The 19,843-nt window shown below is 38.0% G+C and carries 18 protein-coding genes; 3 read left to right on the plus strand and 15 right to left on the minus strand.

Annotation, left to right across the window (positions count from 1 at the left end):
* Positions 1–6: 6 nt before the first annotated feature.
* Complete coding sequence (locus AC1RFD_RS13705; protein ID WP_048392043.1) at positions 7–558, minus strand: helix-turn-helix domain-containing protein; 552 nt, start codon at positions 556–558, stop codon at positions 7–9.
* A gap of 124 nt (positions 559–682) precedes the next feature.
* Between AC1RFD_RS13705 and AC1RFD_RS13710 the strand changes: the two genes are divergently transcribed.
* Together AC1RFD_RS13710 and AC1RFD_RS13715 are read left to right on the plus strand one after the other, a co-directional pair.
* Positions 683–1,417 carry an AzlC family ABC transporter permease gene (locus AC1RFD_RS13710; RefSeq protein ID WP_048392044.1) on the plus strand — a complete coding sequence of 245 codons (735 nt, stop codon included), beginning with the start codon at positions 683–685 and terminating at the stop codon, positions 1,415–1,417.
* Positions 1,414–1,740, plus strand: a complete 327-nt coding sequence (locus AC1RFD_RS13715) for an AzlD domain-containing protein (RefSeq protein WP_048392045.1) — start codon at positions 1,414–1,416, stop codon at positions 1,738–1,740. Before AC1RFD_RS13710 ends, AC1RFD_RS13715 begins: the two co-directional genes overlap by 4 nt.
* Positions 1,741–1,774: 34 nt before the next feature.
* Here AC1RFD_RS13715 and AC1RFD_RS13720 read toward each other — a convergent pair whose 3' ends face one another.
* From AC1RFD_RS13720 to AC1RFD_RS13775, 12 genes are all read right to left on the minus strand, one after another.
* The gene (locus tag AC1RFD_RS13720) at positions 1,775–1,996 is read right to left on the minus strand and encodes a DUF2198 family protein (protein ID WP_004227503.1); all 222 of its coding nucleotides are present in this window, start codon (positions 1,994–1,996) and stop codon (positions 1,775–1,777) included.
* Positions 1,996–3,177, minus strand: coding sequence for a PDZ domain-containing protein (locus AC1RFD_RS13725; protein WP_405027334.1), 1,182 nt, complete (start codon positions 3,175–3,177; stop codon positions 1,996–1,998). The genes AC1RFD_RS13720 and AC1RFD_RS13725 overlap by 1 nt, the downstream gene beginning before the upstream one ends.
* 122 nt (positions 3,178–3,299) lie before the next feature.
* The gene (locus tag AC1RFD_RS13730) at positions 3,300–4,742 is read right to left on the minus strand and encodes a S41 family peptidase (protein ID WP_048392047.1); all 1,443 of its coding nucleotides are present in this window, start codon (positions 4,740–4,742) and stop codon (positions 3,300–3,302) included.
* A gap of 220 nt (positions 4,743–4,962) precedes the next feature.
* On the minus strand, positions 4,963–5,550 hold the full coding sequence (locus AC1RFD_RS13735; protein WP_048392048.1) for a redoxin domain-containing protein: 588 nt from the start codon (positions 5,548–5,550) through the stop codon (positions 4,963–4,965).
* Entirely contained in the window at positions 5,547–6,179 is a 633-nt protein-coding gene (locus AC1RFD_RS13740) for a hypothetical protein (protein ID WP_054549775.1), read from the minus strand. Before AC1RFD_RS13740 ends, AC1RFD_RS13735 begins: the two co-directional genes overlap by 4 nt.
* A gap of 651 nt (positions 6,180–6,830) precedes the next feature.
* A complete protein-coding gene (locus AC1RFD_RS13745; protein WP_048392050.1) occupies positions 6,831–8,138 on the minus strand; it encodes a murein hydrolase activator EnvC family protein in 1,308 nt (435 codons plus the stop codon).
* 53 nt (positions 8,139–8,191) lie between these two features.
* The gene (gene ftsX, locus AC1RFD_RS13750) at positions 8,192–9,076 is read right to left on the minus strand and encodes a permease-like cell division protein FtsX (RefSeq protein WP_004227513.1); all 885 of its coding nucleotides are present in this window, start codon (positions 9,074–9,076) and stop codon (positions 8,192–8,194) included.
* Positions 9,066–9,752 carry a cell division ATP-binding protein FtsE gene (ftsE, locus tag AC1RFD_RS13755; protein WP_016991524.1) on the minus strand — a complete coding sequence of 229 codons (687 nt, stop codon included), beginning with the start codon at positions 9,750–9,752 and terminating at the stop codon, positions 9,066–9,068. Before ftsE ends, ftsX begins: the two co-directional genes overlap by 11 nt.
* Positions 9,753–9,994: 242 nt before the next feature.
* On the minus strand, positions 9,995–11,182 hold the full coding sequence (locus AC1RFD_RS13760) for a DUF4097 family beta strand repeat-containing protein (RefSeq protein WP_066036284.1): 1,188 nt from the start codon (positions 11,180–11,182) through the stop codon (positions 9,995–9,997).
* Positions 11,183–11,465: 283 nt separating this feature from the next.
* Entirely contained in the window at positions 11,466–14,333 is a 2,868-nt protein-coding gene (gene uvrA / locus AC1RFD_RS13765) for an excinuclease ABC subunit UvrA (protein ID WP_492474981.1), read from the minus strand.
* A 7-nt stretch (positions 14,334–14,340) separates the two neighbouring features.
* On the minus strand, positions 14,341–16,320 hold the full coding sequence (gene uvrB, locus AC1RFD_RS13770) for an excinuclease ABC subunit UvrB (protein WP_115674275.1): 1,980 nt from the start codon (positions 16,318–16,320) through the stop codon (positions 14,341–14,343).
* 430 nt (positions 16,321–16,750) lie between these two features.
* Complete coding sequence (locus tag AC1RFD_RS13775; protein WP_048392054.1) at positions 16,751–16,999, minus strand: IDEAL domain-containing protein; 249 nt, start codon at positions 16,997–16,999, stop codon at positions 16,751–16,753.
* 227 nt (positions 17,000–17,226) lie between these two features.
* Between AC1RFD_RS13775 and AC1RFD_RS13780 the strand changes: the two genes are divergently transcribed.
* Positions 17,227–17,736 (plus strand): competence protein ComK, encoded by a 510-nt coding sequence (locus tag AC1RFD_RS13780; RefSeq protein WP_048392055.1) that lies wholly within the window; start codon positions 17,227–17,229, stop codon positions 17,734–17,736.
* 43 nt (positions 17,737–17,779) lie between these two features.
* Here AC1RFD_RS13780 and prfB read toward each other — a convergent pair.
* A protein-coding gene (gene prfB / locus AC1RFD_RS13785; RefSeq protein WP_237497242.1) for a peptide chain release factor 2 occupies positions 17,780–18,884 on the minus strand; the annotation gives its coding sequence in 2 pieces (ribosomal slippage) (positions 17,780–18,808 and positions 18,810–18,884; 1,104 coding nt in all).
* 122 nt (positions 18,885–19,006) lie between these two features.
* Positions 19,007–19,549, minus strand: a complete 543-nt coding sequence (locus AC1RFD_RS13790) for a competence protein ComK (RefSeq protein WP_274771647.1) — start codon at positions 19,547–19,549, stop codon at positions 19,007–19,009.
* Between the last annotated feature and the right edge of the window lie 294 nt (positions 19,550–19,843).

A 19,843-nucleotide genomic window follows, 5' to 3' on the forward strand; every position in this document is an offset into this window, starting at 1 on the left:
ACACCTCTATTTATACTGTAAAATTAAATGAAAAATTGTTAACCCTTCTGAAGTATTGCGATATTCATGGGGTTGATGCCCTGAGAATACTAGTGTATCCCCTTCATCTAGTAATTCATGCATGTCTCCAGCAGAAATAACTGCTTGTCCTTTAATAACCATTACAGTTTCCTCTACCCCTTCTGTATGGGCTTCACTCCTACTAACTGCCCCTGGCTCCATTTCAACCTTATAAAACTCCCAGCCTCGCTCTGGATTATACGGAATAATGGAGTAAACACGATAGCGTCCCTCATCCTCATCGACATGTGGTACATCTTTACTGCTATAACGCATGTAATGGGCAGTTGGCGGCTGTAATAATGAAGAGAATGACATACGCATACCCGCTGCAATTTTCCAAATTGTTGAAACAGTCGGATTGGCCTCTCCTTTTTCGATTTGTGCAAGCTGTGCTTTACTGACACCTGTCGCTTTGGCCACATCATCGAGACTTAAATGACGTTGCTGTCTAATTTTCTTTAATTGAAATGCTAAATTTCGACTCATTTGTTCCATCTTTACTCACCAATTTCTATTGTTTATTTTATCAGACATATGTATACTTTAATAAACATCAAGAACTATCAAACAATTCCATCAATAGTATACATGGAAATTATCAAGAAAGGATGACCTATTTATGACAAGTACAACAGAGCTTCAACATGATGACACAACAAGCTCTTCCAATGACAGTTTTTTACAAGGCGTGAAAGATTGCGTGCCTACATTACTCGGTTATATTAGTATAGGACTTGCATTTGGGGTTGTAGGTTCCGCTTCAGGGTTATCTGTCCTTGAAATCGCGCTATTAACGATACTGATTTACGCAGGTTCTGCACAATTTATTTTTTGTGCACTTCTTTTAACAAGTAGCCCTGCCTCTGCTATCATTGTAACCATTTTCGTAGTGAATCTACGCCATTTATTAATGAGTTTAACATTAGCACCTCACTTTACGCGCTACTCCATGCTTAGAAATGTTGGCTTTGGTACATTATTAACGGATGAAACCTTTGGTGTAGCAGTCACAAAGCAAATGCAAACAGGTAAATTATATGGTAAATGGATGGATGGGTTAAATATAACAGCCTATATCTTCTGGATTCTTTCCTGTGTTACGGGTGCCTTTTTAGGACAGTGGGTAGCAAATCCTGAAAAATGGGGTTTAGATTTTGCCTTGGTTGCCATGTTTGTTGCACTTTTAGTTTTGCAATTGAGCAGTGTTGGTAAAAGTAAAATCATGCATTATATCAAGTTAATTGGCTATATGGCGGTTATTATGTACGGTCTTTCTTATGTAGTCCCTTCACATGTGGCTGTGCTACTGGCAACTGTGATTGTCGCAACAATTGGGGTGGTGACAGATAAATGACAACAACTTCTTATATGGTCTGGCTTATTATCGGCTGCGCACTTGTAACATGGCTACCGCGTGTCATTCCATTTATTTTTGTGCGTAGTGTAACACTACCTGATGTTGTGCTAAAATGGCTTAGTTTTATTCCTGTTTGTATATTAAGTGCTCTTGTCATTGAAAATTTAATAGATACTGAAAGCGGCAAAGTAGTGACACTTGATTGGCCAGTCTTTATTACATTTGTTCCTACTCTTATTATTGCCCTTGTCACAAAAAGCTTATCGATTACAGTAGTTGCAGGAGTAATCATTATGGCAGCAGTGCGATTTTTCATGTAAAAAGGTCAGTCCTATTGCCTGGACTGACCTTTCCTTATTTATTCATTTTACTTGCTAGCCAAAAGCCTACTGTTAATGAAAATGCATCGATAACGAAAATAATAGGTGGGGATGTATAGCCTGCATATACAGAGGCAGCAATAAGTGCAATGGCTAATAATAATGCAACATAGCGGTTATAGGTAATTCTAGTGAATAGTAATACCAATAAAGCTGGTATGAATAATGCTAGCATCATTTTCCCAAAAACGTCCATTATACTTCCCTCGGCTCAGCTAATAATAATCCAATACGGTAATGATCATTGCTATAAATCACATGTTGTGTTAAACGTAATTCATTGTTTCGGTCTAAAACCTCTAGACGACAATGAGCTGCATTTAATTGCAGTGCTTCATATAACTCATTTTCTGTAAAAATTGACACACCATTTACTTTGCGGATACATTCTCCTGCAAGTAAGCCCATCTTCTCAGCAGGTGAATCAGGAAGAACGGCTGCAATAATAGCACCCTTCGTACTTGGCGCAACTGCATAATGATCTGTTTTTTCCTGTTGTGCAAAGTAGATAGCAATTATAATGCGGATAATTACACCAACAGCAAGTGTAATGAAGCCAATCACTGGCTCAAAATATGCAGCCAATCCTCCTATTAAAATAAGCTGTCCTAGTAAAAAGACAGGTCGGCTAATTTTTGGATACATGTAAGCTGGTAATTCCTTTCTTGTCAGTTTAGTAAAGCCAATGACAAGTGGAAATAACACAAGTGCAAAGCTATTATGACCTAACGTAAACTGTGGCCAATATGGGAATATAGCCGAGATCGCATCACCAGGAATAACAAAGAAAATAGGTAATACCCATACATTTTTTGACCGATAGACAATTGCCTGCATACCCCGCTTCGTTTTCTCAATACAAGGTGTTGTAACCTTCATCGCCATACGTCGAATTAATAGACCTTCTGCAATAACACAAAGGCCCGCAAGAATGGTAATTGTCACAATTGCGCCACTCTCTAAATGGACAGCCTCTACTGAAATTTTCCACCAGGAAAATGACCAATTGTAATAGGACATACCCCATATGGCAAGTGTGGCAATCCCCATTGTCAAAATAGGCGACATTGCATTCATGACAAACAAGATAAGTGCTACTATAGAAACTGCCGTTAAAATGATTAAAAATTCCTTTGGGACAGTTAGACCTGCTCCAATACTAATGATAGAAATAATTAGTGCATAGAGCCACCCATCTTTCCATTGTCCGATTAGCTCCGTCCAGCCCCAAATAATACGTCTATTAAAATATTTACGCTCCTGTTTTACTCGACGATAACCTAAAATAATAGCAAATATTATGACTATATATAGTAATGGGTTGAGTAAAAAGCGGCCAATCGCTGTTACAATTTCTATTAATATCTCACTAACCATACGAACACCCGCCATTTCTATCTTGAATACTATGAATTTATTGTATCAAAGGACTACACGCTTGCGTAGTACAAACTCATAGAAAGCTTTGTATTATGGTATTTTTGTTCTGTCTGCGAGTTTTATTGGTCAATCGTATGCAGTAAAAAACTAGTGGCCATTTGGAATTGTTGGTCATTTTGACGATCGGCTTTAAAATCCTTTAACGTTTCGTTTAAACTATTAAAGAAAGTCGTGTCCATATAAAATTCATCTTCTGCTAGTTTTAATTTTTTCTGTTTACGATAAAGATTAACGGCCTCTGCGGTCGTTTCATCCATATAGCCATCTAAACGATCGATTTGATAGCCTAGTTTCTGCAAGGCGTTTTGTGAATAGGAAATCTCTTCACTCATATCACCCACTTTAAACTTACCTGTTAGTGGATGAAGTTGAAAAGCAAATAATTCATTTTGCTCAATCATTAAACTAGCTTCAATGCCCTGCCCATGAATCCATTCACGTTTTGGTGTTAGCCATTTGTTGGTTGATAATTTAAGCTCGCCGCCATTGGAAAGCTCCCAAGATTCTTGTACAGTCCCTTTTCCAAAGCTCTTAACCCCAACAAGTGAAGCGCGTCCCCAGCCTTTTAAAGCACCGCTTAATACTTCACTAGCAGATGCACTACCTTGATTTTGCAAAACAACAATTGGAATTTTATTCATCGTTTCTATATATTTTTCATCAAAGCCTTTTGTTTGCGTTTTCAATGGTTCCATAGCACCTTCCGCATTTTGCATATATGCAAATACTTTGCCATTGTCCAATACTGTGCTCAGTAGCGCTGCGACGCTATGTAAATAACCACCTGGATTATCCCGTACATCGATCACAATTCCTTCCACATCTTTACGAAGTAATTTACTCGTTTCTGCCACCCATTCATTGGCGGTTTTTTCACCGAATAATGAGATCACTACATAGCCAATAGCTGTATCTTCTACCTTCACTACCTCACTAGTTACCGTTTTATTGGAAATTGCTGCACGCTCCATCGTCATCTTAATATGCTTATCTTCACTTGGACGATAGACAACAATGGTTACTTTCGTTCCCTTTTCACCTTGAATTAAATGCATTAATTCACTCATCGTTTTCCCATCAATCCGTACCCCATCAACTTGTACAATTTCATCGAGTGAACGCATGCCTGCTTTCTCTGCTGGTGATGAGCGAACAGGTGACACAACAATAAACTTCCCTTTATTTTCGGTTAGTTCAATACCGATGCCTACTCGTTCCTCAGCTAGCATTTGCCGATGTTGCTCAGCCTCTTCCTTGGAGTAATACGTACTATAAGGATCTTTAATGGCATCAGCCATCCCACGAAGAGCCCCTTCCACTAATTCATCCTTTTTTGTACTGTATACTGATTTTTCTTCAATGATTGTCATAGCCTCACCAATAGTATCAACCTCCGTAACAGGCTCCTTTTTATCGCCAATATTAAACCAATCAAAGTAAATACCACTGCCCACCACCAAACTACTAAGTAGGACTCCGACACCGGCTGTTAATTTACGCAAATCTTCCCTCCTCCGTCTCTTTTACTGTATGACTCTATTTTTTCAAACATACAAAATTACCTTTCAAATTTGTTAAGAGAGAATAATTCACTTTACACATGGATGTTGGCTGTTGATTCGCACGGATATACCTTGGTTCCCGCGAGTATTCACCTTGATTTATGAAAAATAAAAAAATCTGCTTGTTTCCACTATAGAAAACGAGCAGATTTTTTATGAATCAATCTAGTGCATCTACATAATCATTTAACATATCCACGTCCATTGGTCCTCTGATGGCGCGTTGAATGAGGCCCTTGGAATCAATAAAATAAGTGGTTGGAATCGTGATGACTTGATAATTCAAGCCAGCTTCATTGTCAGGGTCCAATAAAATAGGGAACGTTAGCTCAAAGCTATCTCTAAATGTCATCACTGTGTCCACTTTGGCATCAGCGGTCACATCACGTTCGGCTTCTGTTAAATTGACCGCTATAATTTCAACGTTTTTCTCTTTTGCATACTCATCATAGAAGCTTTGCATATGAGGCATTTCCGCCTTACAAGGTGGGCACCATGTCGCCCAGAAATTTAAAACGACTTTTTTTCCACGAAGATCGCTTAACGTGATATCTTCCCCGTCTAAGCTTGTTAAGGTGAAATCAGGCGGTATATCCCCTTTGCTTAAGCCGGTTTCTAGCTCCTCCATATCCTTACCTAGAGCCGATTTATCAATAGCACGTTCTTCGTCAATTTGTTGTTTTACATATGTACCAATCATCGCAACCACTAATAGCACAACGATCAGCAGTCCAATATTTTTTTTCATTTCTTACCTCCCACATTGATTCGTTCATGCTGAATAGTTAAGCCCAAACAAAGTAGTATTACACTGACAGCCACAGCTGTTTGCCCTATACCAAGCGGCTGGAAGATAGCCACTATCAAATAGCTAATTGTATAGAGTATGAGAGCTTGTTTCACCGCTACTAATCTCCATAATATGACGAGCGTGACTACACTTAGCACAGCTAATGTTATAACTTCACTCGATATATTGTTGTCATTAAATAGCACAGCAAGCATTTGATAAATGGATTGCGTTAGAATAATAGCCCAGCTACCAGCTATCATCTCTTGTTCCTCAAGCTGTAGACTCTGTCGCTTTCTCCATATTTGCAAAGATGCTACAATGACACCGAGAAGAACACCCATTGTTCCGCCATTAAAATAAAGCAATGTAATTGGATTGTTTACTACCGTTTTGAAATCTGTTACAAGCAAACTTAACTTCCAAACAATAATAAAGGTGAAAATGGCATCACTATATAGCTCAGACCACTTTTTAGAAAATTGTAAGCGCAAGATAAGCCACACAATAAAAAAAGTAATAAGTAAAGCGACTGCAGTAGCTGGTAAAGTTAATGTTCGGATTGAGTACCACTCTGTATTTATCAATTCAACGAATCCTCCTCCGAAAGCATAGCATAGAACCTTTTTAAAAAAAGACTATTTCACACTGTTTTAAGAAAATCTTCAGAAATAACAACAATAAAAATACCCCACTAAGTATATATTCATCATAACATTATTTAGAATCTTATAATAGCGATGAAACTTTCAATGGAATATTTCGTAAAATGAGAAAAGGGGAGGAGTTATGCTTTCAAAGCGACTTATACTATGGATTGCTGCTATTTGTCTTAGTATTAGTGTTCTGATGCTGTACTCAGAGTATCGAACAAAGAATTTACTACAAGATTTTTTCTTAATAAAGATCTTCTAGAAATAGTAAATAAGATAACGATTTGGAAGTTGACAATGGTACCAATAAAAGCTTTGCCATTCTCAATCGTGAAAATCCACGATTAGATGTTTGCGTTTAGACTTAAGTACTTTGGAATTAAAAAGAACCTTATTAAATAACAAAAAAGCTGATGTTGTCTATCAATTGGATCTTACTTATTTTGACCATACATTAAAAATACTGTTCTGCAAAAAGGGCTTATTGGCTATTAATGGGCAAACCTATAAGTTGGTGAATGGTGAAACATTCGATGAAATATTAAAAGCTATACACTAGAAAACGCTAGTGTATAGCTTTTATGTTTACAATGGAATATATTTCAGTGGATTTACACTGCCGACTGCTTGTCCTTTCCAAGGACCAATATGCACTTCAAAGTGTAAGTGTGGGCCAGTAGAGCGACCTGTACTACCCATGGCTGCAATTTGCTGACCTTGTGTTACTTCTTGTCCTACACTAACATTAAATGCACTTAAATGTGCATAAACGGTTGTGTAAATTTGTCCATCGATAGAGTGCGTTACAATGACAACATTACCATACGAACTAAGTGGTGCTGCGTAAGAAACAACGCCATCTGCTGCTGCCCATATTGGTGTTCCCGTTGCATTTGCAAGGTCGACACCATAATGGAATTCAGGACCTGCTCCAAGATTTCGCCAACCATATGGTGATGTTAAGCGACCATTCGTTGGTTTTATCCAAGTTCCGTTTGATTGAGGCGCATGGACTGTACCACCAGATGATCCGCCACCATTGTTAGCAGCAGCTGCCGCCGCGGCCGCGGCGGCTGCTTTACGTTTTGCCTCTTGCTGACGTGCAATTTCAGCCAAACGATTTTGTTCAGCAATAATTTGATCTTGCAATTCCTGACTTACTTCCAAAGCCTCTGAGTATTCTTTTTCAAGTAATACCTTTTCTGATTTCAGCTTTTCTTGCTCTTTTTCTAATTGGTCTACTAGTTTATTTTTCTCAGTTTTTTGACTGTCTAATGATGCTTTTAATCGTTCAAGCTCAGCTTTTTTACCTTCTAGGTTTTTACGTTTCTCTTCTACACTTTGCTTTTGCTCTTCTAATTTTTGTTTATCATCTTTTTGATCTTGAATAATTTGACGATCCGCTTCCAATAATGCATTAACTGCAGAGAAACGATCAATAAAGTCTACAAAACTATTAGAGCCTAGCAAAACATCTAAATAACTTACAGATCCCCCAGCTTGAATGGCACGTGCACGTTCTTGTAACAATAAATCGCGCTCTTCAATTTTATGCAAAAGCTCTTCAATAGAAGCTTCTAACTTTTTAATTTCCTCATTTGTTGCCCGAATATCTGCTTGTACTTTTTTAATATTACTATTAGTTTTGTCGATTTCAGCGTTCAATGCTTGAATTTGATCTAAGATTTGTTGTTGCTTTTCTTGATTAGCTGTAATTGCATTTGATTTATTGCTGATAGATGAATTTAACTGATTCTTCTTTGTTTCAACTTGTTTCTTTTCTTCTTTTAAATCCGATAAACTTGTTGCATATGCTGATGGAGTTTGGATAAAAAGAATTAGAGCAGATGCTGCTGCAAGTGTTTTTAATATGTTTTTCGCCTTACTTTTCACCGATTGAACTCCCCTTCGACTATTCTTTTCTTTTTCACAAATATCCGTTGTGACTAAATTTTTAAAAACTTACGTACTGACATGAAACTTCCCCAAATACCGATCAGTACACCAATGAGTAACAGAAGACCGCTTACCTGATACACAAGTGGAGAAAAATCTAGTAATTGAACAAGCTCTCCTTGTAAACGTGGTGCAATAATTTTATATATATTGTGGTAAAGGGTCGTGACAACCGCAATCGGAATAATTGAACCTAAAATTCCAAGCCACATACCTTCTAATAAGAATGGGATACGCACGAATGAATTTGTAGCCCCTACAAGTTTCATAATTTCTATTTCATCACGTCGAGCTATAATCGTTATACGAATTGTATTCGAAATTAAGAAAATTGCCGTAAATAATAACCCTAAAATAAGTACGATTCCTACATTACGACTAATATTTAAGAAGTTAAATAGTTTTTCAACTTTTCCTTCTCCATACATTACATCATATGTATACTCATATTTATCAATGGTTTTCGCAACTTTTGCTGTTTGCTGTGGATCAGCAGCTTTTACATAAATAACGTTACGTAAAGGGTTACTTTGTTCAAATAGTTTAAAATCATCACCGAAGTCTTTTACTAGCTTGGTTAACTCATCTTCCTTAGTGGAATACGTCATCTCGGAGACACCAGGCAATTTTTTGACTTTTTCGATGAGTGCTTTTTCAGCAGCTTCATCTGCTGTTTCATCAATTAACACTTTAATTTCGACATCATTTTCTAAATCCGTTGCTACTTTATTTAAATTCATCATAATAAGCGCAAAAACACCTACTAGAATGAGCGTAACGGTAACGGCACTGACAGAGGCAATGGTCATCCAGCTATTTCGACCAAGTGATTTGATACTTTCCCGGAAGTGGCGCTTTACTGTACTAAATTTCATAGCCGTATTCACCTCCGTGTTCATCACGGACAATTAAGCCGCCTTCAATTGCAATAACACGACGTCGAATCGTATTTACAATTTCACGGTTGTGGGTTGCCATTACAATCGTTGTCCCACGTGCATTAATTTCCTCAAATAAATTCATAATTTCCCATGATGTTTCAGGGTCAAGATTCCCTGTAGGTTCATCTGCAATCACCACTTTTGGGACATTGACGATTGAACGAGCAATCGATACTCGTTGCTGCTCTCCTCCTGAGAGTTCATTTGGAAACATTCTTGCTTTATGCTTCAATCCAACTAGTTCTAGCACTTCCATAACCCGACGTCGGATTTCATCTGGCTTTTCCTCTATTACTTCAAGCGCAAACGCTACATTCTCATAGACATTCAAACGAGGTAGCAATTTGAAATCTTGGAAAACTACACCAAGTTGACGGCGCAAAAAAGGGACCTTCTTATTCTTTAAAGTTGCTAAATCAATACCATTTACAATTATTTGTCCTGATGTTGCTTTTTCTTCACGGTACATCAATTTAATAAATGTGGATTTCCCTGCCCCACTTGGGCCAACTACATACACAAATTCGCCTTGCTTTATATTAACGGAAATACCATTTGTCGCAACAACACCGTTTGGGTATTTCTTTGTCACATTTTTCATTTCTATCATGATTAAACCACCTAAAACTCTCATCTATGTAAGAGGTATTTCTTTTACTATTATAGCACTCTATTTCTGTTTTTTTATTACAGTTTCATTTCAATCCGTGGCAGTTCCTTCTATTTCATTCTTTCCTTGCCATTATCCTTAAAAATATGACAAAAATAAAAACAAGATTCGCCTCTATGTGCTAGGTCGAATCCTGTTTGAAAAGAAAAAGCATTCAAGCTTTACCTTGAATGCTTCTACTGTTAAATTTGTTGTTCATCTGTTGTTGTGTAGCGCACTAAAACAGCACCAGTTTTCGATTCACCCTCGATAAATAGGCGATTCGCATTTTCAACTTCTTTGTCGAAACGGACTACTTTGGATAAGAATTGATCTTGTGACTCCATTTTAGAAACATCCTGGATACCCACATCCACTTTACCGAAATTCGTTACGACTTTACCGCTCAATGAAATTGTTCGTGGGACATATAATTCCACTGCTCCAGCAACTGTTTGAGCTTTAATTTTAGAAGAATTTGTCGAGCATGTTGTTACGACTACATGTCCATTGACAGACTTAGCTTCAACTTCATCCAATGCACCATCCAAATAAACACGCCCATTCAATGTTTCAGCCTCTAAATCCTTACCTCGAACATTCGTTAATTCAATGGAACCATTAGAAGAATCCACTTCAGCTTTTCCAAAATTAAATTTCGTACCTTTAATGGCACCGTTTAACGTTTTCACTTTTAATTCTTCAAATTCTGTATCCTGTAATGAAACACTACCATTCATTAGACGAACAGATAATTTTTCAAGTTTATCCTTTGGTACTAGCACCTTCACATTGACTTGAACAAGCTTTAATTGGCTCAAAATACGAAGTGATTGCGCTTCTTCTTTCACAACAAATTGCTCTAAGAAGTGATTACGAGTTTCTTCTTCACTTTCGTTCATCAAAGGTGCCTTTACCTTGCAAATCACCTGAATAGTTTCTCCTTCACTGGATTCCAATGAGAAGTTACCATTCGGTAATTCAACAATAATATTGTCCACATTAGCAGCAGCCACTTCTTCTGTATGGGTAAATTCAATTTTATCTCCAAATGGAGAAGCTACATCAAATTCCTTTACCTTTTTAACAGCCGTATTCATCATATCCATAAAAAGAGAACCGATTTGCGTTAAATCCTTACGAAAATCCTGCATTTCATCTTGGAAGTATTTCATAAAATCATCTTTTTTCTTGTCACCATCTTTTGATTTTTCTTCAAATAATGGCTCTTTTTCATTTGAAAAGGATTGCGTCTCTTTCGACACATCATTCATAACATGTTGAGTAGACTTGCCAGGTTGCTCTAATGCTTCTAATAATGTAATCGCCTCTTGTGCCGAAATTGTTCCTTTTTCTACAAGTTCTAAAATTCGTTGACGTTCATTTTGCATAAATAAATAGCCTCCCTCAGTTCGTTATACTATTTATACGATTCATCATGTGAAAAGTTTCACTGCAAAATTGAATAAATTGGGTCTTTTCATTTCAACATCGACAGGCTTTTACCTCTGAAGATTTTATTGCTCGTTTTTTAGATTAGTTGGATCACTTCTGACCTCTGTTTTAGTGGGTTCTTCACATTTCGAATCATTTTCAATCTGGATTGAGCGACTTTCCCCAATTTAAGATCACCTTTCAATCCAGATTAATCATTTCCGTTCGAATGTAAAACCCTTAAGACTTAGTAGCTTCTGCTAGCAATGCATCCATTCTCATACGATCACGTTCCAGAATTGGTTTTAAGTATTTGCCTGTATAGGAGCCTGCTACTTCTACTACCTCTTCAGGTGTACCAGTTGCAACAATCGTACCACCTTTGTCTCCGCCTTCTGGACCTAAGTCAATGATATAATCAGCTGTTTTAATCACATCCAAGTTATGCTCAATAACTAATACCGAATCACCGTTTTCAACAAGACGCTGTAAAACGACAAGTAAACGAGCAATATCATCGGCATGTAATCCTGTCGTTGGTTCATCTAAAATATAGAAGGATTTCCCTGTTGAGCGTCGATGTAATTCAGAGGCTAGTTTTACACGCTGCGCCTCACCACCCGATAAGGTTGTGGCTGGTTGCCCTAATTTCATATAACCCAACCCCACATCAACAATCGTTTGTAGCTTACGCTGGATCTTTGGAATATTTTCAAAGAACACTACTGCATTTTCAATTGTCATATCGAGAATATCTGCAATACTCTTATCTTTATACTTCACTTCAAGTGTTTCACGGTTATAACGTTTGCCGTGACATACTTCACATGGTACATAAACATCTGGAAGGAAATGCATTTCAATTTTAATAATGCCGTCACCACGACATGCTTCACAACGACCGCCCTTGACATTAAAGCTAAAGCGTCCTTTTTTATAGCCTCGTACCTTTGCTTCATTTGTTGCTGCGAAAACATCGCGAATATCATCAAAAACACCTGTATAAGTTGCTGGGTTTGAACGAGGTGTACGCCCAATTGGCGATTGATCAATATCGATTACTTTTTCAAGCTCATCGATACCTGTCACTTCTTTATGCTCGCCAGGCTTAACCTTTGAACGATTCAGCTTCTGTGCCAAAGATTTATATAAAATTTCATTTATCAGTGTAGATTTCCCTGAACCAGACACACCTGTCACTGCTACAAATAAGCCTAATGGAACATCTACTTTAACATTGCGTAAATTATTTTCCTTGGCACCTTTAATGGAAAGCTTTCGGCCATTTGGTTGGCGTCTTTCAATTGGTAAAGGAATAAACTTTCTACCACTTAAATATTGTCCAGTTAAGGATTTTTCATTATTCATAACTTCCTGTGGTGTACCTGCTGCCACAATTTGACCGCCATGGACGCCTGCTCCAGGTCCTACATCGATGAGATAATCTGCAGCAAGCATCGTATCTTCATCATGCTCTACCACAATCAGCGTATTTCCAATGTCACGCATATTTTGTAATGTGCTAATCAGTCGATCATTATCTCGCTGATGCAAACCAATCGAAGGCTCATCTAAAATATAGAGGACTCCCGTTAATCGTGAACCAATTTGTGTAGCAAGGCGAATACGTTGTGCCTCTCCACCAGATAATGTACCTGCTGCACGACTCAATGTTAAATAGTCTAAACCAACATTCACAAGGAAGCCCAATCGTTCTTCGATTTCTCGTAAAACTAATCGAGCAATTTGCATATCCTTTTCAGTGAGATCAAGCTCTTTAAAGAAAGTGTCTGCTTCCTGAATTGAATATTGTGTGACCTCACCGATATGTTTATCAGCTACTTTCACTGCTAGCGTCTCAGTCTTTAAACGATACCCTTTACATGAAGGGCAAGCCTGCTGTGCCATGTATTTTTCCATCTGCTCACGAACATAATCGGATGTCGTCTCTTTAAAACGACGCTCAACATTGCGCACCACCCCTTCAAATTCAATCATTTGATCTCGCACATTGCCAAACTCATTTTCATAATGGAAGTGTATCTTGTCTTTTCCAGAGCCATATAAAACTTTATCCATCTTTTCCTTTGGCAAATCCTTCACAGGCACGTCCATTGGAATATCGTAATGATCACATACAGCTTTTAGTAATTGTGGGTAGTACTGCGAACTTGTTGGTTCCCATGGTGCGATGGCATGCTCTAACAAAGAACGATCCCAATCAGGCACCACTAAATCTAAATCTACCTCTTGTGTTGAACCTAAGCCATCACAGCTTGGACAAGCACCAAACGGACTATTAAATGAAAACATACGAGGCTCTAACTCACCAATAGAAAAACCACATAATGGGCAGGCATGATGCTCACTAAATAGTAACTCTTCATGTTCCATCACATCGACAAGCACACGTCCATCTGCCAGGCGTAAAGCCGTTTCTAAAGAATCACTCAGACGAGCAGCAATCCCTTCCTTCATAACAACACGATCCACTACTACTTCGATGGAATGCTTTTTATTTTTATCAAGTTCGATAGCATCATCTAAATCACGCAATTCCCCATCAATTCGTACACGAACAAACCCCTGCTTTTTTAAATCTTCTAGCAGTTTAACATGGGTACCCTTACGTCCAGAAACCATTGGTGCAAGGAGCTGCATCTTTGTTCTCTCAGGATAGGTTAATAAACGATCCACCATTTGCTCAATCGTTTGGGAAGTGATTTCTATGCCATGATTTGGACAAATCGGTTTACCAATACGTGCATAAAGTAAACGTAGGTAATCATAGATTTCCGTTACCGTACCGACAGTAGATCGCGGGTTACGACTAGTTGTTTTTTGGTCAATGGAAATAGCAGGCGACAAGCCTTCTATTGCATCGACATCTGGTTTATCCATTTGTCCAAGAAATTGGCGGGCATAGGCGGAGAGGGACTCAACATAACGACGTTGGCCCTCCGCATAAATTGTGTCAAATGCTAGAGAAGACTTTCCAGAGCCTGATAATCCTGTTAAAACGACTAATTGGTCACGTGGAATTGTGACATTGATATTTTTTAAATTATGAGCACGTGCGCCTTGCACGACAATTTCAGTATTTTTCACAAGTCATTCACCCTTCTACCTTCAATTCAAATATTGTATCTCGTAACTCAGCCGCACGTTCAAAATCAAGCGCTTTTGCTGCTTCCTTCATTTCGACTTCTAGGGAAGCTAAGAGCTGTTCTCTTTCCGCCTTTGTCAGCTTTTTGCCTTTTGTTGCCTTTGTTACATACGATTCCTCTTCTTCTGCTACTTGTGTTGCGCGAATCACATCTGGGATTTTCTTAATGATCGTTTGAGGTGTTATGCCATGCTCCTCGTTATAAGCCATTTGTAACGCACGACGACGTTGCGTTTCATCAATCGCCTTTTTCATCGAGTCTGTTATATGATCCGCATACATAATGACATGACCATTCGCGTTACGAGCAGCACGACCAATGGTTTGAATCAATGAACGCTCTGAACGTAAAAATCCTTCTTTATCAGCATCTAAAATTGCCACAAGGGACACCTCAGGGATATCAAGACCTTCACGCAATAGATTAATACCTATTAGCACATCATACGTTCCTTTGCGTAGCTCACGGATAATTTCAATACGTTCTAGTGTCTTAATTTCTGAATGTAAGTATTCTACTTTTAAGCCCATTTCCTTCAGGTAAGCCGTTAAATCCTCAGACATTTTCTTCGTTAGCGTTGTCACTAAAACTCGCTCATCACGCGCAATTCGATCTTGTATTTCATCAATTAAATTATCAATTTGACCTTCAATAGGACGTACATCAATTAATGGATCTAATAATCCAGTTGGACGGATAATTTGCTCTACCATTTCTGGTGTATGCTCCAGTTCATAAGGACCTGGTGTGGCTGATACATAAATCGCTTGATGTACGCGGTTTTCATACTCTTCAAAACGTAATGGACGGTTATCTAGAGCAGATGGCAATCGGAAGCCATGTTCTACGAGCACTCCTTTACGTGCTTGGTCACCATTGTACATTCCTCGAACCTGTGGAAGTGTTACGTGACTTTCATCAACCACAAGTAAAAAGTCTTCGGGGAAATAATCTAGCAAAGTATATGGAGTAGCACCTGCTTCACGCAATGTTAAATGACGTGAATAGTTTTCAATCCCAGAGCAAAAGCCCATTTCACGCATCATCTCTAAATCATAGCGTGTACGCTGTTCTAAACGCTGTGCCTCTAGTAATTTATCTTCTGCACGTAATAATGCAAGTCGTTCCTCTAATTCTTTTTCAATATTTTCAATCGCTTTACGCATTTTCTCTTCTCGTGTAACGAAGTGAGATGCAGGAAAAATAGCAACATGCTCTCGATCCGATAAAATCTCTCCTGTTAGTGCATCTACCTCACGAATGCGATCGATTTCATCCCCAAAAAATTCCACACGAATACAATGCTCATCACGAGAGGCTGGGAAGATTTCCACTACATCTCCACGTACCCGAAATGTTCCGCGAGTAAAACTAACATCATTTCGCTCATACTGAACGTCTACAAGCTTGCGCAGTAGCTGATTACGTTCAATTTCCATACCCGTACGAATGGAAACAACCATTTCTCGATATTCTTCGGGAGAACCTAAACCATAGATACAGGACACAGATGCAATAATAATGACATCCTCACGCTCAAACAATGCAGAAGTAGCAGAGTGACGCAGCTTATCAATTTCATCGTTAATGCTAGAGTCTTTTTCTATATAGGTATCTGTCTGCGGTACATAAGCTTCTGGTTGGTAGTAATCATAGTAGCTGACAAAATATTCAACGGCGTTATTCGGGAAAAACTCTTTAAATTCACTATACAACTGGCCAGCTAGTGTTTTATTGTGTGCCATAATTAGTGTTGGTTTTTTTACTTGCTGGATGACATTCGAAATGGTAAACGTCTTACCTGTTCCAGTAGCACCAAGCAATGTTTGATGACGTTTGCCTGCTTTCACACCCTCCACTAATTCCGCAATGGCCTGTGGCTGATCCCCGTTAGGCTGATATGGCGCTTGTAAATCAAATGTTTGCACTCATGTCCCCGTCCTTTCCTTCCAATTTGTACATATATTTTAGCATAGCAATATTAAAATTTCGAACATTTAACGAACGAATGTTTGTAAAAATTTTTTTCATCTCTAAAATTTTTATTACATAACAATACAGTCAATTTAACTTGTTACTCTTATAATAGCCGTTTTATTAGGTTTTCAAGCTTCATCGATGGATGGGATTTCCTGTTTTGCTTTATGTGCAGCTCACACTCTCTCAGGAGCCGGGCTATGTACTTTTTGAGCGACTCTCACTTTTTTATAAACAGCGTCTCAAACTTTTTAAATGACTTTCCCCATTCTATAAGCAAGATCACTTCTTCTAACCAAAACATACAATCTTCACATCCTCTGCAACTATTTTCAAAAGCAAAAAAATCCCACTCTCCAATAGATATGGAGAGCGGGTTCGTCAACATGATTCATCTTCTGTTTGGTGTAAGGAAGTTAGTTCGGATGCGTATTGATAAAATGCGTTTTCATCTTTTTCATCGAGTGCTCTATCTATCAGAACCATGAGCTGCTCTTGCCGATGCATACGCTGGATACGATTTAAAAATAAATCTAAATAAATCTCGTTTAATAATTTCTCTGCCTCATCAACTTTTTTCGACTGACCAACGGCTTTCAGAAAATCTGTATACGAATAATATTTATCCAACGATCTCACCTCGATCCTTTTCTAAATTATATGAAAATTGAAATTAAAAAGCAATGCTTACGATTCGAAAATATCTTGGATTAGCTATTAATCAATTGATATTTAGAGCAAATTCTCTAGGCATTTCGTGCTTTTCTGAACGATTTTCAACTATTTCATTTAATTTAAGAAAGTCATATTCTGTTTTACACTACCGTTATCACTAGAAAAAAGGAGGCACTCCCTATATGACAACTAACTTTGTAAACGGCTACTTAATTTCATTCAATACTTATTTGCTGCAACCTATTCAGCATGACTCCAAAGTCTTCACGCACGTGATTGATAAGCATAATGAGCTGATTGTTACACGCAAACCGATGCATGTCCTTCGAAAATCCTGTCTCTCATTAGGATCAACTTACGAAGCCGCAAAACAATCGGCTAAACGTTTTTTCGGCAATCAACACAAGCTACCAATCGTCGTGGCCTTTGATTATGGTTATCCCTGTATTTTTCTGCCAACTTATTCACCCAGCTCCATTCACAATATATGGATAGGGCTTCATGCAATTATTAATATTACACCTAGCGAATTGGGGTGTATTGTAACGTTAAAAAATGATAAACAAATCGAACTACCTATTCGTTATGCTTCCATTAGTAAACAATTTCTTAACGCATCTATGCTGTATAAATATTACATGAATGAACGAAAACAGCTGAGCCAAGATGCACCATATCATCCACCCTTTTAACAAAAATTCCCCAAGAGCATCTCACTCTTGGGGAATCTGGGTATTAATTTATTTTTGAACGTAAATAGGCATTAATAAATGGATCTAAATCGCCATCCATCACAGCACCCACATTACCTGTTTCTTCATTTGTACGATGATCCTTCACCATCGAGTATGGGTGGAAGACATACGAACGAATTTGGGAGCCCCAGCCTATTTCTTTTTGCTCACCGCGTATTTCATCTAATTGTGCCTGCTGTTTATCAAGTTCTAGTTGATATAGCTTCCCTTTTAACATCGTCATCGCTTTTTCACGGTTTTTAATCTGGGAGCGCTCAGCTTGACATTGTACGATCGTACCAGTAGGAATATGCGTAATACGAACGGCAGAATCTGTCGTATTAATATGCTGACCACCTGCACCTGTTGCACGATACGTATCAATTTTTAAATCCTCTGTACGAATATCGATTTCTATATTGTCGTCAAACTCTGGCATAACATCACAGGAAACGAAGGACGTATGACGGCGGCCAGACGAATCGAATGGAGAAATGCGTACTAGACGATGCACACCCTTTTCCGCTTGTAAATAACCGAAAGCATTGTGACCTTTAATCGACAATGTTACAGATTTAATCCCAGCTTCATCTCCTGGTAGATAGTCCACTGTTTCCACTTTAAATCCACGCTTCTCAGCCCATCGTGTATACATACGTAATAGCATTGAACCCCAGTCCTGTGACTCCGTACCACCAGCACCAGGATGTAGCTCTAAAATGGCATTGTTTTGATCGTATGGGCCACTTAGCAGTAATTGTAGCTCGAAATCAGCCATCTTTTGTTGGAATTCTGCTAGTTCTTTGCCTAGTTCTTCTTGTAATTCTTCGTCTGGTTCTTCACGCAAAAGTTCCAGTGTCATATCTAAATTTTCATGTGTTTCCACTAAATCTTTATATTCATTGACAATAGCTTTTAAGCCATTTCCTTCATTGATAATCACCTGAGCACCTTGCTGATCATCCCAAAAGCCTGGCTCTAGCATCATTTCATCTAGCTCCTGAATACGTGCCTCTTTGTTCTCTAAGTCAAAGAGACCCCCTAAAGTCCGCCAATTTTTTGGCTGTAGTGTCTAACACATTGCGTACATCTGCTAATTCAATCATCATTAAATCCTCCGAACGTTAGTCATGAAGCTAACACTTTATTCATAAAGCTCCGTATCTTTTTATTATAACGTTTTTAGAAACGAAAACATACTATCTAGCAGATGTTTTGTGGAATTAAGTCAACTATCCTGCGTCTCGTCCTCAAACATATTCTTGGCAAGACGTTGAAATACTTTCACACGGTCATACTGAACAAGTAAATATTTTGTTCGTTTCTCTAGTCTATATTTTAATAAAAAAGCTCTTTGAATCCGAGACTCTAACGCATTGACACTGACATCCACAATAAATTCCTTGCCATTCATAAAAGTAATCTTTGTCCTCTTTTTATCCACAGCGACATAGTCATCTATATGATGAACAGCGAACCAAATACAGTCAGGGTGTAAAGGAGACCTACTAGGAAACCATAAAATATTACAACGTTCGTGCACGACGATAGGATTTTTATTAAGCTTGCCTAGGATCATTTTCGAACCATCGAATGCTCCTCTTAAACTAGAACCAAAATAACGCAGATTAAAGTCCAATAATTTCGTTGGTGGTAACGTAGATATATACTCATTATTTTTCTCATACACCTGCGTACATAAATTTCCAAAGGAATCATACACAGGCATATACATCATTGTTTCACTATTCATAATATCTTTTTTATGCATCTATAGTCCCCCTTTATACATTTTATGTTGCTTCCAGTCAAAATAAAAAGGAATATACAAATATGCGTACATTCCCGCTATTTTCAATGAGTAAGATTGCTTGAAAATTCCGATCCTCCTTAAGACTTAGTATCACCATCAAAAATTCAGGATAATAATAGGATAAACGACTTGTACTATATACCTATTATTACAGCTATTGTATACCCATATTTTTCAATTGTCTATAAATTCTGACTTTTTATACTAAAATTTCTTCATTTTTAAGTAATTTTAAAAAGAAAAAATCATTTC

Source organism: Lysinibacillus sp. GW823-FHT02G10 (assembly GCF_058797135.1).

What these genes read in the sequence shown, in the direction of transcription:
- AC1RFD_RS13705 (WP_048392043.1), bottom strand. Translation starts at nt 558, where the DNA reads ATGGAACAAATGAGTCGAAATTTAGCATTTCAATTAAAGAAAATTAGA.
- AC1RFD_RS13710 (WP_048392044.1), top strand. Translation starts at nt 683, where the DNA reads ATGACAAGTACAACAGAGCTTCAACATGATGACACAACAAGCTCTTCC.
- AC1RFD_RS13715 (WP_048392045.1), top strand. Translation starts at nt 1,414, where the DNA reads ATGACAACAACTTCTTATATGGTCTGGCTTATTATCGGCTGCGCACTT.
- AC1RFD_RS13720 (WP_004227503.1), bottom strand. Translation starts at nt 1,996, where the DNA reads ATGGACGTTTTTGGGAAAATGATGCTAGCATTATTCATACCAGCTTTA.
- AC1RFD_RS13725 (WP_405027334.1), bottom strand. Translation starts at nt 3,177, where the DNA reads ATGGTTAGTGAGATATTAATAGAAATTGTAACAGCGATTGGCCGCTTT.
- AC1RFD_RS13735 (WP_048392048.1), bottom strand. Translation starts at nt 5,550, where the DNA reads ATGAAAAAAAATATTGGACTGCTGATCGTTGTGCTATTAGTGGTTGCG.
- ftsX (WP_004227513.1), bottom strand. Translation starts at nt 9,076, where the DNA reads ATGAAATTTAGTACAGTAAAGCGCCACTTCCGGGAAAGTATCAAATCA.
- ftsE (WP_016991524.1), bottom strand. Translation starts at nt 9,752, where the DNA reads ATGATAGAAATGAAAAATGTGACAAAGAAATACCCAAACGGTGTTGTT.
- AC1RFD_RS13760 (WP_066036284.1), bottom strand. Translation starts at nt 11,182, where the DNA reads ATGCAAAATGAACGTCAACGAATTTTAGAACTTGTAGAAAAAGGAACA.
- AC1RFD_RS13780 (WP_048392055.1), top strand. Translation starts at nt 17,227, where the DNA reads ATGACAACTAACTTTGTAAACGGCTACTTAATTTCATTCAATACTTAT.
- AC1RFD_RS13790 (WP_274771647.1), bottom strand. Translation starts at nt 19,549, where the DNA reads ATGCATAAAAAAGATATTATGAATAGTGAAACAATGATGTATATGCCT.